General features: G+C 67.5%; 16 protein-coding genes. 6 read left to right on the top strand and 10 right to left on the bottom strand.

What is annotated here, in order from left to right; translation table 11 throughout:
• Positions 1 to 65 precede the first annotated feature (65 nt).
• Positions 66 to 551: a GNAT family N-acetyltransferase gene (locus ACIA12_RS15260; protein WP_396367583.1), complete on the top strand. Its 486-nt coding sequence runs from the start codon at positions 66 to 68 to the stop codon at positions 549 to 551.
• Positions 552 to 598: 47 nt separating this feature from the next.
• On the opposite strand, the gene ACIA12_RS15255 is transcribed toward ACIA12_RS15260, so the two are convergent.
• From ACIA12_RS15255 to ACIA12_RS15245, 3 genes are all read right to left on the bottom strand, one after another.
• On the bottom strand, positions 599 to 802 hold the full coding sequence (locus ACIA12_RS15255) for a cold-shock protein (protein WP_026163488.1): 204 nt from the start codon (positions 800 to 802) through the stop codon (positions 599 to 601).
• Between the two features lie 226 nt (positions 803 to 1,028).
• Positions 1,029 to 1,790 (bottom strand): MFS transporter, encoded by a 762-nt coding sequence (locus ACIA12_RS15250; protein ID WP_396367582.1) that lies wholly within the window; start codon positions 1,788 to 1,790, stop codon positions 1,029 to 1,031.
• A complete protein-coding gene (locus tag ACIA12_RS15245) occupies positions 1,775 to 2,431 on the bottom strand; it encodes an MFS transporter (RefSeq protein ID WP_396367581.1) in 657 nt (218 codons plus the stop codon). The genes ACIA12_RS15250 and ACIA12_RS15245 overlap by 16 nt, the downstream gene beginning before the upstream one ends.
• Positions 2,432 to 2,490: 59 nt before the next feature.
• On the opposite strand from ACIA12_RS15245, the gene ACIA12_RS15240 reads away from it, so the two are divergent.
• Positions 2,491 to 2,925: a MarR family winged helix-turn-helix transcriptional regulator gene (locus ACIA12_RS15240; RefSeq protein WP_396367580.1), complete on the top strand. Its 435-nt coding sequence runs from the start codon at positions 2,491 to 2,493 to the stop codon at positions 2,923 to 2,925.
• 36 nt (positions 2,926 to 2,961) lie between these two features.
• Entirely contained in the window at positions 2,962 to 3,540 is a 579-nt protein-coding gene (locus ACIA12_RS15235; protein ID WP_396367579.1) for a sigma factor, read from the top strand.
• Here the strand turns inward: ACIA12_RS15235 and ACIA12_RS15230 are convergent.
• Positions 3,518 to 3,718: a dihydrofolate reductase family protein gene (locus ACIA12_RS15230; RefSeq protein WP_396367578.1), complete on the bottom strand. Its 201-nt coding sequence runs from the start codon at positions 3,716 to 3,718 to the stop codon at positions 3,518 to 3,520. The two genes, ACIA12_RS15235 and ACIA12_RS15230, sit on opposite strands and share 23 nt — an antisense overlap.
• 6 nt (positions 3,719 to 3,724) lie before the next feature.
• Positions 3,725 to 3,919, bottom strand: coding sequence for a hypothetical protein (locus tag ACIA12_RS15225; RefSeq protein ID WP_396367577.1), 195 nt, complete (start codon positions 3,917 to 3,919; stop codon positions 3,725 to 3,727).
• A gap of 176 nt (positions 3,920 to 4,095) precedes the next feature.
• Between ACIA12_RS15225 and ACIA12_RS15220 the strand changes: the two genes are divergently transcribed.
• The 3 genes from ACIA12_RS15220 to ACIA12_RS15210 are packed head-to-tail and all read left to right on the top strand — an operon-like array spanning position 4,096 to position 7,701.
• Positions 4,096 to 4,896: a hydroxypyruvate isomerase family protein gene (locus ACIA12_RS15220; RefSeq protein ID WP_396367576.1), complete on the top strand. Its 801-nt coding sequence runs from the start codon at positions 4,096 to 4,098 to the stop codon at positions 4,894 to 4,896.
• 17 nt (positions 4,897 to 4,913) lie between these two features.
• Complete coding sequence (gene gcl / locus ACIA12_RS15215) at positions 4,914 to 6,680, top strand: glyoxylate carboligase (protein ID WP_396367575.1); 1,767 nt, start codon at positions 4,914 to 4,916, stop codon at positions 6,678 to 6,680.
• A 10-nt stretch (positions 6,681 to 6,690) separates the two neighbouring features.
• Entirely contained in the window at positions 6,691 to 7,701 is a 1,011-nt protein-coding gene (locus ACIA12_RS15210) for a 2-dehydropantoate 2-reductase (protein ID WP_396367574.1), read from the top strand.
• Between the two features lie 108 nt (positions 7,702 to 7,809).
• On the opposite strand, the gene ACIA12_RS15205 is transcribed toward ACIA12_RS15210, so the two are convergent.
• The 5 genes from ACIA12_RS15205 to ACIA12_RS15185 are packed head-to-tail and all read right to left on the bottom strand — an operon-like array spanning position 7,810 to position 14,070.
• On the bottom strand, positions 7,810 to 9,534 hold the full coding sequence (locus ACIA12_RS15205) for a beta-galactosidase family protein (protein WP_396367573.1): 1,725 nt from the start codon (positions 9,532 to 9,534) through the stop codon (positions 7,810 to 7,812).
• 39 nt (positions 9,535 to 9,573) lie between these two features.
• Positions 9,574 to 10,926 carry an ABC transporter substrate-binding protein gene (locus tag ACIA12_RS15200; RefSeq protein WP_396367572.1) on the bottom strand — a complete coding sequence of 451 codons (1,353 nt, stop codon included), beginning with the start codon at positions 10,924 to 10,926 and terminating at the stop codon, positions 9,574 to 9,576.
• Between the two features lie 11 nt (positions 10,927 to 10,937).
• Complete coding sequence (locus tag ACIA12_RS15195) at positions 10,938 to 12,329, bottom strand: ricin-type beta-trefoil lectin domain protein (RefSeq protein WP_396367571.1); 1,392 nt, start codon at positions 12,327 to 12,329, stop codon at positions 10,938 to 10,940.
• An 11-nt stretch (positions 12,330 to 12,340) separates the two neighbouring features.
• Positions 12,341 to 13,207 (bottom strand): carbohydrate ABC transporter permease, encoded by an 867-nt coding sequence (locus ACIA12_RS15190; RefSeq protein WP_396367570.1) that lies wholly within the window; start codon positions 13,205 to 13,207, stop codon positions 12,341 to 12,343.
• On the bottom strand, positions 13,204 to 14,070 hold the full coding sequence (locus ACIA12_RS15185; protein ID WP_396367569.1) for a carbohydrate ABC transporter permease: 867 nt from the start codon (positions 14,068 to 14,070) through the stop codon (positions 13,204 to 13,206). The genes ACIA12_RS15190 and ACIA12_RS15185 overlap by 4 nt, the downstream gene beginning before the upstream one ends.
• Between the last annotated feature and the right edge of the window lie 81 nt (positions 14,071 to 14,151).

The following is a 14,151-nucleotide window of genomic DNA, read 5'->3' as shown; positions in this document are numbered from 1 at the left end:
AGATGGCGACGAGCGGGCCGACCGTGGAGGGAGCGGCCGAGCCGCTCGAAGCTACCGTTAGCCGGATGATCGCGACCAGGTTCGTCACCGACCGGCTGGCGATGCTTCCGCTGCGGGTGGAGTACGCCGACGCGATGGCCAAGGTGCTCGCGGACAGCAAGCTCTATGAGTTCACCGGTGGTGAGCCGCCGACGGCAGAGGCGCTCGCCGAGCGGTACCGGCGTCAGGTGGTTGGGCCGGGGCGTCCGGGGGAGTCGTGGCTCAACTGGGTGATCAGCGCTACGCAGTACGACGAACTGGTCGGCTACGTGCAGGCCACCGTTCTCGGGGACGAGGCGGAGATCGCCTGGGTCCTGGGGACCGCTTGGCAAGGGCAGGGCTATGCCAAGGAGGCTGCTGTGGGGCTGGTCGGCTGGCTGGTGGCTCATGGGGCCGCGCGGATCATTGCGCACATCCACCCCGACCACACCGCTTCTGCTGCCGTCGCGGCCGCCGCCGGGCTTCGGCGTACCGAACAGCTGGTCGACGGCGAAGTTCTCTGGGTCAGGTAAAAAGAACGAGCCCGGCCGAAGACGGCCGGGCTCGTTCAAGCGGTGGTTCAGACCGGGCGGACGTTCTCCGCCTGCGGGCCCTTCGGGCCCTGGGTCAGGTCGAACTCGACCTTCTGGTTCTCATCGAGCGAACGGTAGCCGTCCGCCGCGATCGCCGAGTAGTGCACGAAGACGTCGGCGCCGCCGCCGTCCTGAGAAATGAAGCCGAAGCCCTTTTCACCGTTGAACCACTTCACTGTTCCGCTGGCCATGATCTGCTCCTTGTGTGGGGCGGGTAACAGGTCCCGACGGTCGTCGGTCCCCTGGTTGCCGAACGAGCCCTCCCACACCGGACCGAGGCCCAGAAATGAGAAAACGCCCTGCGGATCACAAATCCGCGGGCGTTTCAAAAACGAACGGGGAACTGCAAAACTGCAACCGTCAGAAACGGTAGCACACCGTGGCCGCGGGCACCCGACACGGCCACCGGCAAATTTCTCACCAGGATCCGCGGTGGTCGGGGACCAGCAGGGTGAGCGGGATGATCAGCAACAGCACCAGGGCGAAGACGACGAAGCTGTGCGCCTGGGCGAGGCCGCCGTTGCCGGCGTGGGCCAGCCGGGAGGTCGTCACGGAGACCGCGACGATCCCGCCCGACTGGCGGAACATGCCACGCAATCCTGCGATCGCCGAGATCTGATCGGGAGCAAGTTGCAAACTGGCGTTGTTGGAGGCGGGGATCGACAGGCCCATCCCGACGCCGGTGATCCCCGCGGCGAGAGCCAGCCATCCGTACGGCGTAAGGCCGTGTGGCGCCAGCGCCATGACGGTCATCCCGCCCGCGACCAGCAGGAAGCCACCGATCATCGGCGCCCGATAGCCGGTACGCCGGAGCGCGAAGACGGCCAGCCCGGCGACGCAGATCATCCCGACGGCCCTTGCGGTGAGCAACGTCCCGGCCTGGAGCGGCTGGATGCCGTAGCGCGATTCGGCGTACAGGGGGACCAGGGCGCCGAAGCCCAGGACGGCCGCGCCGAAGAGGAAGTTGATCGCGTTCATCGCGCCGAAGCCGCGGCCGCGGAGCAGGGTGATCGGGATGAACGGGTCCGCGTCGCGGTTCGCGTGCCGGACGAAGAGGAAACCGAGCGTGACCGCAATCACCTCGGCGGCGATGAACAACGGATCGGTCACCGAGGCGCCGCTGCTGCCGAGCGAGGTGATCCCGTACATCCCGAACAGGATCGTCAGCGCGAGCAGCACGGCGCCGGCAGTGTCGACGCGACCGGCCGGCTTGGGGGTGCTGCGCGGGATGAACGGGCGCCGAGCGCGATCAGCAGCACGCCGATCGGGACGTTGACGATGAAGATCTCCCGCCAGGACCAGTACGTGACGATGACGCCGCCGATGATCGGGCCGAGGATGCCGCCGATCGGGAAGATCGAGGTGAACATCCCGATCGCCCGGTCCCGCTCACGGCCGAACTGCTCGGCCACGATCCCGGTCGCGGTCGGCATGAAGGCGCCGCCGCCGATCGCCTGGAAGGCACGGAACACCACCAGCAGGTAGATGTTGTCGGCCAGGCTGCAGCACAAGGAGGCGACCGTGAACAGCGCGGCGGCGGCGAGGAAGACCCGCTTGCGCCCGAACTGGTCGCCGAGCCGGCCGGCCAGCGGCATCACGATGATCTGGCCGAGGGCGTAGATGGTGATCGTCCAGCCGCTCCAGTTGAGCTCCGCGTGCAGGTCGCCGCGAATGGCGTTCAGCGCGGTCGCCACTATGGTCTGATCGATCGAGGCCATCATCAGGCCGATCGCCACGATGCCGAAGACCAGCCGCCGGTGCGCCAGCGGTTCGTCCGCGGCAAGGTCGGCGGTCAGCTCGGCAGAACTCGACGGTTCCATCGATGAACAGACTACATTGCTTGCCAGCAGGCAATAAAGGCCGAAAAGAGATTCCTGAGATGACCGACACCGAGACGTTGAGCAAGCTCCGCGGCGTGATCTCCCGGCTCGCCCGCGAGCTCAACGCCACGGCCACCGCCGAGGGCCTGACCCCGACCCAGGCCTCCGTCCTCGGCCTGATCGCCTTCCGCGGCCCGTTGGGGCTGACCGAACTCGCGCAACTGGAGGGCCTCAACCCGACGATGCTGTCCCGGGTCGTCGGAAGGCTCACCGAACTCGGCCTGATCCAGCGCGACCCCAACCCCGACGACCTCCGCGCCATCCGCGTCGAAGCCACCGACGCCGGCCGCCACCTGCACGAACGAGTCAAACTCCTCCGCACCGAAGCCATCGGCAGCTGCCTGGACCAACTCCCGGCCGACACGGCGAAGACCATCATCGACGCGCTCCCCGCCCTGGACGAACTGGCCCAGGCGATGCGCGCCTCGCACTAGCCCCCGCGTGGCATCCCTGGGTGCTTTCATGGGCGGGTGGACTTCGAAGTACGGACGGCGCCGTTTCGGCGGGAGTTGCCGGCGCTTTGTTACCGGATGTCCGGGTCCAACCACGATGCCGAGGACCTGCTGCAGGAGACGATGATCCGGGCCTGGCGGGCTTCGACCGGTACGACGAGACGCGCGCCTCGCTACGTACCTGGCTCTACCGGATCGCCACCAATACCTGCCTCACCGCTGCAGGTCCTGCCGGCCAAGCAGCGCACCGTGTTGATCCTGCGGGACGTCCTTGCCTGGTCGGCGGCCGAGACCGCCGAGGTGCTCGAGCCGGATGACCCCAAGTGCGTCGACTTCCTCAACCGATACATCGAGGCCTTCGAGCGCGCCGACGTCGTGGCCTTCACCGACCTGCTGACCGAGGACGTCCTGCTGGAGATGCCACCGTTCTACAACTGGTTCCGCGGCCGCGACCATCACCTGCGCTTCGTCGCACGGGTCTTCGAACTCCGCGGTACCGACTGGCGCGTCCATCCGATCGCGGCCGGCATCTCCCACAACCACACGTTCCAGGACGATCAGGTGTTCGCGGCTTTCAAGCTCGCCGGTACTGCGTAAGTACCGGCGCCCCCACCTGCTCCGAGGAAACGCAGGCCAGGTGGACCGGCGGCGAGGTCGGGCCGAACAGCCGCTCGCCCGCACCCACGATCGACGGAAAGGTCAGCAGCCGGTACTCGTCGATCAGCTCGTGTTCCTGCAGCAGGTGCACGACGCTCGAGCTACCCGTCACGGTCACGTCGCGTTACTCGCTCCGGACGGCGTCGACAACATCGCCGTCGACCAGGGTCGAGTTGGACCACCCGGACACGTCCGTGAGGCGGTGCGATGCGACGAGCTTGGGGATCGCCCAGCCGCCGTACGGGGTACCGCCTGATCCGTCCGGATCGGTGACGTAGCCGTCGAGGCTGACGAACGCGATCGCGATGACTCTGCCCATGACCGAGGTCCTCTCGAAGAAGGTTGCTGTCACGGGTACGTACCGGCGGCGACGCCGGAACTCATCGGTGCTGCCTATCAAATCATCGCAAATGTGACCTGCGTCATGTCTTGACCCGTTCTCGACGGACGGCCTACTGTATGCGGTATACCAAACCGCTCCGGAAGGTGGGACCGATGGAGAATCGGTTTGCCGTCAACTGCTCGATTCTGTTCACCGAGTTGCCGCTGCTGGACCGGCCCGCGGCAGCCCGGGCGGCCGGGTTCGAGGGGGTGGAGTTCTGGTGGCCGTTCGACACCGCGTTGCCCGGCGATGCCGAGGTCGACGCGTTCGAACGGGCGATTCTGGATGCTGGTGTCCAGTTGGTCGGGCTCAACTTCGCTGCCGGTGACATGGCGGGCGGTGATCGCGGGCTGGTGTCGTGGCCGCAGCGGTCGTTGGAGTTCCGCGACAACATCGCGGTGACGCTGGGGATCGGCGAGCGGCTCGGCTGCCGTGCCTTCAACGCGTTGTACGGCAACCGGGTCGACGGCGTCGACCCGGCCGCGCAGGACGAGCTCGCGGTGGAGAACCTCGCCCTCGCCGGTACGGCGGCAGGCTCCTTCGGTGCGACCGTCCTGGTCGAGCCGGTCAGTGGCGCCGCGCGGTATCCGTTGCTCACGGCAACCGATGCGGTCGAGGTGATCGACCGGGTCGAGCGCGAGTCCGGCGTGACGAGTGTCGGACTGCTCGCGGACCTGTACCACCTGACCGTCAACGGGGATGACGTGAGCACGGCGATCTCGAAGTACGGCGATCGGATCGCGCATGTGCAGATCGCCGATGCGCCGGGCCGCAACGAGCCCGGCACCGGCGAGATCCAGCTCGAGCGGTACCTCGGTGAGCTCCAGGAGGCCGGCTACGACGGCTGGATCGGGCTCGAATACAAGCCCAGCAGTAACACCCAAGACAGCTTCACCTGGATCCACCGCACCTGAGAACCAAGGAGCCCTGTATGCCCCGAATGACTGCCGCCCGCGCGGCGGTGGAGATCCTCCGTCGCGAAGGCATCACGAACCTGTTCGGCCTCCCCGGTGCGGCCATCAACCCCTTCTACAGCGCGGTTCGCGCCCAGGGCGAGCTCAAGCACGTGCTCGCCCGGCACGTCGAGGGCGCCTCGCACATGGCCGAGGGCTACACCCGCGCCAAGGCCGGCAACATCGGTGTCTGCGTCGGTACGTCCGGTCCGGCCGGCACGGACATGATCACCGGCCTGTACTCCGCCAGCGCCGACTCCATCCCGATCCTGTGCATCACCGGCCAGGCGCCGGTCGCGAAGCTGCACAAGGAGGACTTCCAGGCCGTCGATATCGCCTCGATCGCGGCTCCGGTCGCCAAGTGGGCGGTGACGGTAATGGAGGCCGCGCAGGTCCCGGGCGCTTTCCAGAAGGCGTTCCAGTTGATGCGCACCGGTCGTCCCGGGCCGGTGCTCATCGACCTGCCGATCGACGTCCAGCTGACCGAGATCGACTTCGACCCCGACCTGTACGTTCCTCTGCCGATCGCCACGCCACGGGCGAGTGTCGCCCAGGCCGAGACGGTACTGCGCCTGCTGGCCGAGTCGGAGCGGCCCCTGATCGTGGCCGGTGGCGGGATTATCAACGCGGACGCGGCGGACCTCCTGGTCGAGTTCGCCGAGCTCACCGGCGTACCGGTGGTGCCGACGTTGATGGGGTGGGGGACCATTCCGGACGACCATCGGCTGATGGCCGGCATGGTCGGGTTGCAGACGTCGCATCGGTACGGGAACGAGACGCTGCTGGCCTCCGATCTGGTGATCGGGATCGGCAATCGGTGGGCCAACCGGCATACCGGGTCGGTGGCGACGTACACGCAGGGGCGGAAGTTCGTCCACGTCGATGTCGAGCCGACGCAGATCGGGCGGGTGTTCGCGCCCGACCTGGGCATCGTGTCGGATGCGAAGGCGGCGCTCGAAGTACTGATCCATGTCGCCCGGGAGAGTGCTCCGGTCAAAGACCGCTCCGAGTGGGCCGCCGCTTGCCGGGAACGGAAGCGGACGATGCTGCGGCGGACCGACTACGACGACGTCCCGGTGAAGCCGCCGCGGGTCTATCAGGAGATGAACAACGCCTTCGGGCCCGAGACGCGGTATGTGAGCACGATCGGGTTGTCGCAGATCCAGGCCGCGCAGATGCTGCACGTGTACCGGCCCCGACACTGGATCAATGCCGGCCAGGCGGGACCTCTGGGGTGGACCGGTCCGGCGGCGCTGGGTGTCGCGGTCGCTGATCCTGAGGCGACTGTCGTGGCGCTGTCGGGGGACTACGACTTCCAGTTCCTGATCGAGGAGCTGGCGGTCGGGGCGCAGTTCAACATCCCCTACATCCATGTAGTGGTTAACAACGCTTACCTGGGGTTGATCCGGCAGGCGCAGCGGGGGCTGGAGATGGACTACTGCGTGCAGTTGTCGTTCGAGAACATCAACACGCCGGAGCTGAACGGGTACGGCGTCGACCACGTGAAGGTCGCCGAAGGCCTTGGCTGCAAGGCGTTGCGGGTGTTCGAGCCGGACGGCATCCTGCCCGCGCTCGAGCAGGCGAAGAAGCTGATGGCCGAGTACCAGGTGCCGGTCATGGTCGAGGTCATCCTGGAGCGCGTCACCAATGTGTCGATGGGGACCGAGATCGACAACGTGGTCGAGTTCGCCGAGCTGGACGGCGTACAGAACCCGATCCCGACCGCCGCCGGCCTGCGAGACTAGGAGAATCAGCATGAAGGTTGCGATTCTGGGTGCCGGCGCGATCGGCGCGTACGTCGGCGCCGCGCTGCACCGTGGTGGTACCGAGGTGCATCTTGTTGCCCGAGGCCCCCATCTGCAAGCGATCCGGGCCAACGGGGTGCAGGTGTTCAGCCCGCGCGGAGACTGGGTGGCCCGTACACCGGCCACCGACGACCCCGCCGAGATCGGGCCGGTCGATGTCGTCTTCCTCGGGCTGAAGGCGAACTCGTACGCGTCCTGTGGCCCGCTGATCGAGCCGCTGCTGCACGACAAGACGGCCGTGGTGGCCGCCCAGAACGGCATCCCGTGGTGGTACTTCCATGGACTGCCAGGCCCGTACGAGGGTCGCCGGATCGAGTCGGTGGACCCCGGTGGTGAGGTGACCCGGGTCCTCTCGCTCGACCGCGCGATCGGGTGCGTCGTCTACTGCTCGACGGAGTTGGAGGGGCCTGGCGTCGTACGGCATCTCGAAGGCACCCGGTTCTCGATCGGCGAACCTGGTGGTGGCCGGTCGGACCGCTGCCTGGAGTTCAGCGAGGCGATGATCGCCGGCGGCCTGAAGTGCCCGGTCGAGGAGGACATCCGCAACGACATCTGGATCAAACTCCTCGGCAACGCCGCTTTCAACCCGATCAGCGCGCTCGCCCGCGCCACCATGGTCGAGATCGCCCAGCACCGCGGCACCCGCGCGATGGTCCGGCTGATGATGGAGGAAACCCTCGAGATCGCCGCCGCCGTCGGCTCCACCCCCGACATCTCGGTCGACAAACGCATCGACGGCGCCGAACGGGTGGGCGAACACAAGACCTCCATGCTCCAGGACCTGGAGAAGGACAAGCCGCTGGAACTGGACGTCATCCTCGCCGCCGTAGTCGAACTGGCCGACCTCACCGGTACCAAGGCCCCGACGCTCCGTGCCGTCCACGCGGTCGCCGACCTTCTCTCAACCAAGGTCGGCACCACCCCCATCGCCCACGCCCCCACGGCCGCCCGAGCGGTCTAGCCCAGCTGACCGCCCGAACCGTCCAGACCCAGGTGGGTCCGGAGCAGCGTGCCCTGCCAGGCCCCTCCGGACCCACCTGCCTCCACCCGTACTGCGCGCCTGATGCTGCTACAGATCGGTTGGACCGAGCGATGCGCCGGCGGTGAACTCTGCGATCCGGGAGGCCATCGTGTCGAGCTCCAGGACGACCAGGTCGTTTGCTCCTTGGCGGATGACGGTGCCGGGGACGTACAGCGTGTGCTGTGGGCCGCGGTGCCAGTAGCGGCCTAGGCAGAAGCCGTTGACCCAGGCGAATCCCTTGCCCCAGGCATCGGTCTTCAGGAAGTGGTCGACGGGGCCGTCGGCGTCGAAGGTCGCTCGCCAAGCAGTTGGGCCCGGGCCCGCGGACGCCTCCGCGCCGGACTGCCAGGGCGACGGAACGGTGTCGAGGTCGATCACGCAGGTCGACCAGTCGGTGAGCGGGACCGAGTCGAGCAGAACGCCGCCGATCAGTCCCTTCGGCTCACCGATCCGGGCACCGTAGTTCACCCGCCCCTGGTCCTCGACGACCAGTTCCAGCCGGCCGCGGCCGTGCGGCAGGAGGATGGCGCGGTCGTGGTTCTCGCGCTCCAGCACCCCGACCGGATGCCCGTCGAGGAAGATCTGGGCGCGATCGCGAACCTCGCCGACCTCGAGCAGCGCCGGCCCCTCGACGTCGATCTCGGTCCGGTAGACAGCGAGCCGGGCGCCCAGCTCGTCCAGAGTCGGCAGCGCCCCGGCAGCCGTCCACTGTCCCCGGACAGCAACCGGGTCGCCCAGAGGTACCGAGAACTCCGGCGCCGGCTCGACCGCGTCCAGTACAAGCGGCGGCACCGGCGCATACCGGGAGATCACCTCCCGGAACGCGTGGAACTTCGCGGTGAAGTTGCCCGCCTCGTCCAGCGGCGCGTCATAGTCGTACGACGTGACTGTCGGCCGGTAGACGCCCTTGTCGTTGGCCCCGTTCGTGAGGCCGAAGTTCGTACCGCCGTGGAACATGTACACGTTGACCGAAGCGCCCGCGGCCAGCAACGCATCCAGCTCCGCGGCCGCGTCCTCGACCGACGTCGTGTGATGCGGGCCGCCCCAGTGGTCGAACCACCCGTCCCAGAACTCCATGCACATCAACGGCCCCGTCGGCTGGTGAGACCGCAAGGTCCGCAGCCTTTCGGTACTACGGGACCCGAACGACCCAGTACGCAGTACGCCGTCCAGCCCACCCGCCGCGAGCATCTCATCCGTCGGCTGGTCCACGGTCACCAGCGGCACCGTGATCCCGCCCCGACCGATCAAGTCGGCAACAGCCTTCAGATAGACCTGGTCATTCCCGAAGGCGCCGTACTCGTTCTCGACCTGCACGAGCAGCACCGGCCCACCATGCTGGACCTGCAGCGGCGCCACGATCCGGAGTACCTGCTGCAGGTACTCCTCGATCGCCGCCATGAACCGCTTCTCGTACCGGCGTACCCCCACGCCCGGCTCCTGGAAGAGCCAGGCGGGGAGGCCGCCGTTGTCCCACTCCGCGCAGATGTACGGTCCCGGCCGCACGATCGCGTACATCCCCGCCTCCGCCACCAGCCGCAGGAAGCGCTCCAGGTCGAGGATCCCCGACGTGTCGAAGACCCCCGGCCGCGGGCTGTGCGCGTTCCACGGCACGTAGGTGTCGATGGTGTTGAGCCCCATCAGGCGGGCCTTCTCGATCCGGTCCGCCCAGGAGTCCGGGTGGACGCGGAAGTAGTGCAGGGCGCCGGACAGGATCCGGAACGGCGCACCGTCGAGGAGGAAATCGGACTCACCGATCGTGAAGTCGGACATGGATCCCTTTCTGCGCGGAATGCCCGGGAGTCGTGGAAATCAGCCGTTGGTCTGGAAGCCCTGCTGGTTGCCGTAGCTCACCAGCGCGTCCTGCCACGCCTTCAGCGCCGGGTTCAGATCGGACTTGCTCTGGTACGCCTTGCCGACGGTGTCGCCGAAGATGCTGTTCGCGTACAGCTGGAACGGCAGGTAGCTCCAGTCCTTCACGACCGAGTCGGCCGCGCCGGTGAGCACCTGGTTGATCTTCTGGCCGCCGAAGTACGCGCTCGGCTTGTCGACGAAGGCGGGATCCTTGAGGTCGGCGACGGTCGACGGGAAGCCGCCGCTGGCCAGGAACGGCTTCACACCGTTGTCGTGGTTGAGCCACTTGACGAAGCCGGCCGCCAGCGCCGGGTTCGCGCTCTGCTTGAGGACCGACTGGGTGCTGCCGCCGTTCTCCGCGGTGGCCGGCTGTCCGTCGTACGTCGGCAGCGGCGCGACCGCCCACTTGCCGGCGCCACCCTTGACCGACGACTCGAGCACGCCGGGCATCCAGGCGCCGACCGCCAGCGAGGCGATCGTGCCGTCGCCGAGCGCCTTGAACCACTCGTCCGACCAGCCCGGGATGCTCGCCACCAGGCCGCCCTCGACGAGCTGGTTCCAGACGCCGGTCCACTTCTGGGTGCCGGCATCCGCGAGGTTGATCGTGACGGACTTCCCGTTGGTGCTGAACGGCTTGCCGCCGGCCTGCCAGATCATGCTGGTCGCGAAGCCGGCGTCACCGGTGTCGTTGGTGAGGAACTTCTTCGGGTCGGCGGCGTGCAGCTTCTTGGCGGCCGCGACGTACTCGTCCCAGGTCTTCGGGACGGCGATGCCGTACTTGCCGAAGACCTCCTTGTTGTAGAACAGCGCCATCGGGCCGGAGTCCTGCGGCAGCCCGAAGAGTCCGTCGCCGGCGTGGACGGCCGTCCAGGTCGACGGCGTGTAGGCGGACTGGAGGCTGTCGAACCCGTACTGCCGCAGGTCGACCAGCGAGCCCGGCAACGCGAACTGCGGCAGCGCCTGGTACTCGATCTGCGCGACGTCCGGCGCGCCCGACCCGGCCTTGATGACGTTCTGCAGCTTCGTGTACTGGTCGTTGCCGGTCCCGGCGTTGACGTAGTTCACCTTGACGTTCGGGTACTCCTTCTCGAACGCCTTCACCTGAGCCTCGGCGGACGGTGTCCAGCTCCAGTAGGTGATGCTGCCGCCCTTCTCGAGCGCGGCCTTCACGGCATCCGGCGAAGCCGCCGGCTGGCTCCCCGAGCCGGTGGTGTCCGACCCGCCGCAGGCGGCGAGCAGAGCCGATGCGGCCCCGATGGCGACGGTGGCCACGACGGCCTTGCGGAGGCTGCGCCGATGACTGGTCTTCATGATGCGTCCCTTCACTGTTCCCACTGCTGGTTGATCTGGCCGTTGCAGGCCGAGACGGTGACTGCGCTTCCGTTGCCCGCGCCGGCGGCCTCGAGGCAGAGCCCGGGCTGGTCGACGGCGGCGATCGTCTTGTCCGGCCGGAGCTCCCACGTCTGGCCGGACGTACCTGCACAGGTGTCGATGACGGCGGAGCCGCCGGCGCCCGCGGTGAGGCACTTGGTGCCGTAGATCCGTACTTCCTTGGCGGCCGTGAGGTTCCACGACTGGTTGCCGCCGCCGTTGCAGTCCCACAAGTCGAGCGCGGTGCCATTGGTGGTGGAGGCGCCCGGTACGTCGAGGCAGCGGCCGCCTCCGACTGCCCGTAGTTCCGATCCCGGCGGCGCGGGCGGAAGGTCGTTGACCGGTTCGTTCTTGAGCAGACCCCAGCCCCACTGCAGCTGGGCCAGCCCGCTCGCGTTGTTGACCTCGAGGTCGCGCTCACTGACCCGCGTGGTCATCGAGTAGGAGTCGCCGTCGCGCAGGCCCGGCCAGTAGACGACGCCCATCTTCTGCTCGCGGGCGACCTGGGTGAGCGCGCCGAAGTACGAGGTGGAGACGTTGCCTTCGTGGTTGCCGTAGTTCAGGCCGGTCGTCATCGGGGAGCCGGCCTCGTCGATGATGGTGCGCCAGCCGTACTGGCCGATCCGCGGCCGGAGGTTCGCGAGCCACTCGGCCTCGGTGGTGGCGTCGTCCCAGAAGCCGTAGAAGTGCAGCGACAGCAGGGTTCCCTGCAGCGCGCGGACGGCGCCCACTCCAGTGACGTTGTCGTTGTAGCCGGTACCTGAGATGACGACCCGTCCACGCGGCACATCCCGGTGCCGGGCGAGCCAGGAGGTCGTGACCCCGACCCACTCGTCGAGCGAGTAGCCGAACGGCTCGTTCATCGGCTCGAAGTACACGCGCGGGTTCTTGCCGTACTTCTTGACGACCGTGTCCCACATGGCGGCGTAGGCCGTCGGGTCGTCCACCCGGCCGTCCTTGGCGTCGTTGGCCTCCCAGTAACTGAGGATGACCTTGAAGCCGTTGCCCGTGGAGGCATCGATCGCAGCCTGGTACGACCGCCACCAACTGGTGCCGACGCTCGACGGGTTGATCGGCAGCCGGATCGTGTTGGCCTTCAGCTCCGTGCGGAACTCGCGCACGATGCCGGTGGCCTTGCGGTAGGTGGTCGCGTAGTCGTCCGCGGTGCTGAGGCCGGACGGCACGACTTCGTCCGACGCATAGTTGTCGCGGGGGTCCGCCCAGTTCACACCGCGGTACTCGCTGGTGTTCCCCGGGGATGCGGCGGCGGTGGGGAGGGCCGTCACGACACCGGTCACCAGGACCAGTGCGGCGGCGACGTTTCGCCAGGCTGCAGGTCTCATCCGTAGTCCTTTCATTGTTTGACGCTGCCTGCGGTGAGGCCGGACTGCCAGAAGCGCTGCAGCAGGAGGAACGCGACGACGAGCGGCACGATGGTCAGCAGCGACCCGGTGATCACCAGGTTGTAGATGGGTCGCGCGCCGACGCCGGTCGCCTGGTTGCTCCACTGGGTGAGCCCGACGGTGAGCGGATAGAGGTTCGGTTTGCTGAGCATGATCAGCGGCAGGAAGTAGTTGTTCCAGGTGGACACCACCGCGAACAGCAGGACGGTGACGATGCCGGGGGCCAGCAGCCGCAGGGCGACGGTGAAGAAGATCCGGATCTCGCCGGCGCCGTCGATCCGGGCCGCTTCGAGCAGGTCGTACGGGACGGCCTCCGTCGCGTAGACCCAGATCAGATAGAGCCCGAACGGACTGACCAGGGACGGGATGATGATCGCCCAGACCGTGTTGGTCAGCCCCAGCTTGGAGAACATCAGGAAGGTCGGTACAGCCAGCGCGGTACCGGGCACGGCGACCGCTCCGAGCAGGACGGCGAAGACAGCGCGCCGTCCGGCGAACCGGTACTTCGCCAGCCCATAGCCGGCCGCGGTCGCGAGCAGTGTCGCGCCGCCCGCGCCGACGACGACGTACAGCACCGTGTTGCCGAGCCAGCGCAGGAAGATGCCGTCGTCGTAGGTCAGCGTGTCGCGGATGTTGCCGAACAGCGCGAACGATCGACCGAACCAGAGCCCCGGACTCGACACCAGGTCGCCCTGCGTCTTGGTTGCGCTGAGCAACAACCAGACCAGCGGGACCAGGGTGTACACCAGGTACAGCACCATCAGGACGGTCAGCAGCGGCGAGCGCCTCGGCCGCAGCGTCGACGTGGCCGTGCTCACAACGCCTCCCGGGATCCGCGCAGCTGGACCACGTAGGCGATCGCCGCGGTGATGACGCCCATCACGATCGCCACCGTCGCGGCGTAGTTGAACTGCTGGCCCGCGAACGACAGGTTGTAGGCGTACATGTTCGGGGTGTAGTAGGTGGTGATCACGTTCGGCGCCAGCGTGCGCAGGATGTTCGGCTCGTTGAAGAGCTGGAAGCTGCCGATGATCGAGAAGATGGTGGCGATCACGATCGCGCCGCGCAGGGCCGGCAGCTTGACCGCCCGGATCGTCCGGAAGGCGCCGGCGCCGTCGATCGCGGCGGCCTCGTACAGCTCGGCCGGTACGGTCCGCAGGGCCGAGTAGAAGATCAGCATGTTGTAGCCGACGAACTCCCAGGTGACGATGTTCGCGATCGACGGCAGCATCCACTTCCCGCTGAGCGGCTGGATGGCCGTCGTGCCGAGCAGGTCGTTGAGATCCGCGGCCAGCCCGAAGTTGTTGCCGTAGATGAAGCCCCACATCAAGACGGCGACCACGCCCGGGACGGCGTACGGGAGGAAGATCACCACCCGGAAGAAGTTCGCGCCGTGCAGCCGGGCGCTGTCGATGGCGAGCGCGGCGAGCAGGGCCAGGAGGAGCATCACCGGCACCTGGACGACCAGGAACAGCAGTACCCGCAGGAACGACTCCCACAGCTTCGAGTCCTGGATCGCGTCGACGTAGTTGTCGAGTCCGACGAACACCGTGCCGCCGAAGAAGGCCTGGTCGCGAAACAGGCTCAGGTAGATCGCGTAGCCGATCGGCGCCAGGAAGGTGAGCGCGAACACGGCGAGGAACGGCCCGACGAACAGCCATCCCCTGGTCTCTCGGTGCATCTGCCCACAGCCTCCATGTTTACGTCAACATTTCTTGCCGGGAAGCTAACGTGTTTACGTCAACATGTCTATAGTTCGGCG

The organism is Kribbella sp. NPDC051620 (assembly GCF_044453825.1).
Taxonomy (GTDB): domain Bacteria; phylum Actinomycetota; class Actinomycetes; order Propionibacteriales; family Kribbellaceae; genus Kribbella.
Note: the sequence above shows the minus strand (reverse complement) of the source record. Positions and strands in the feature narration are given on the sequence as shown.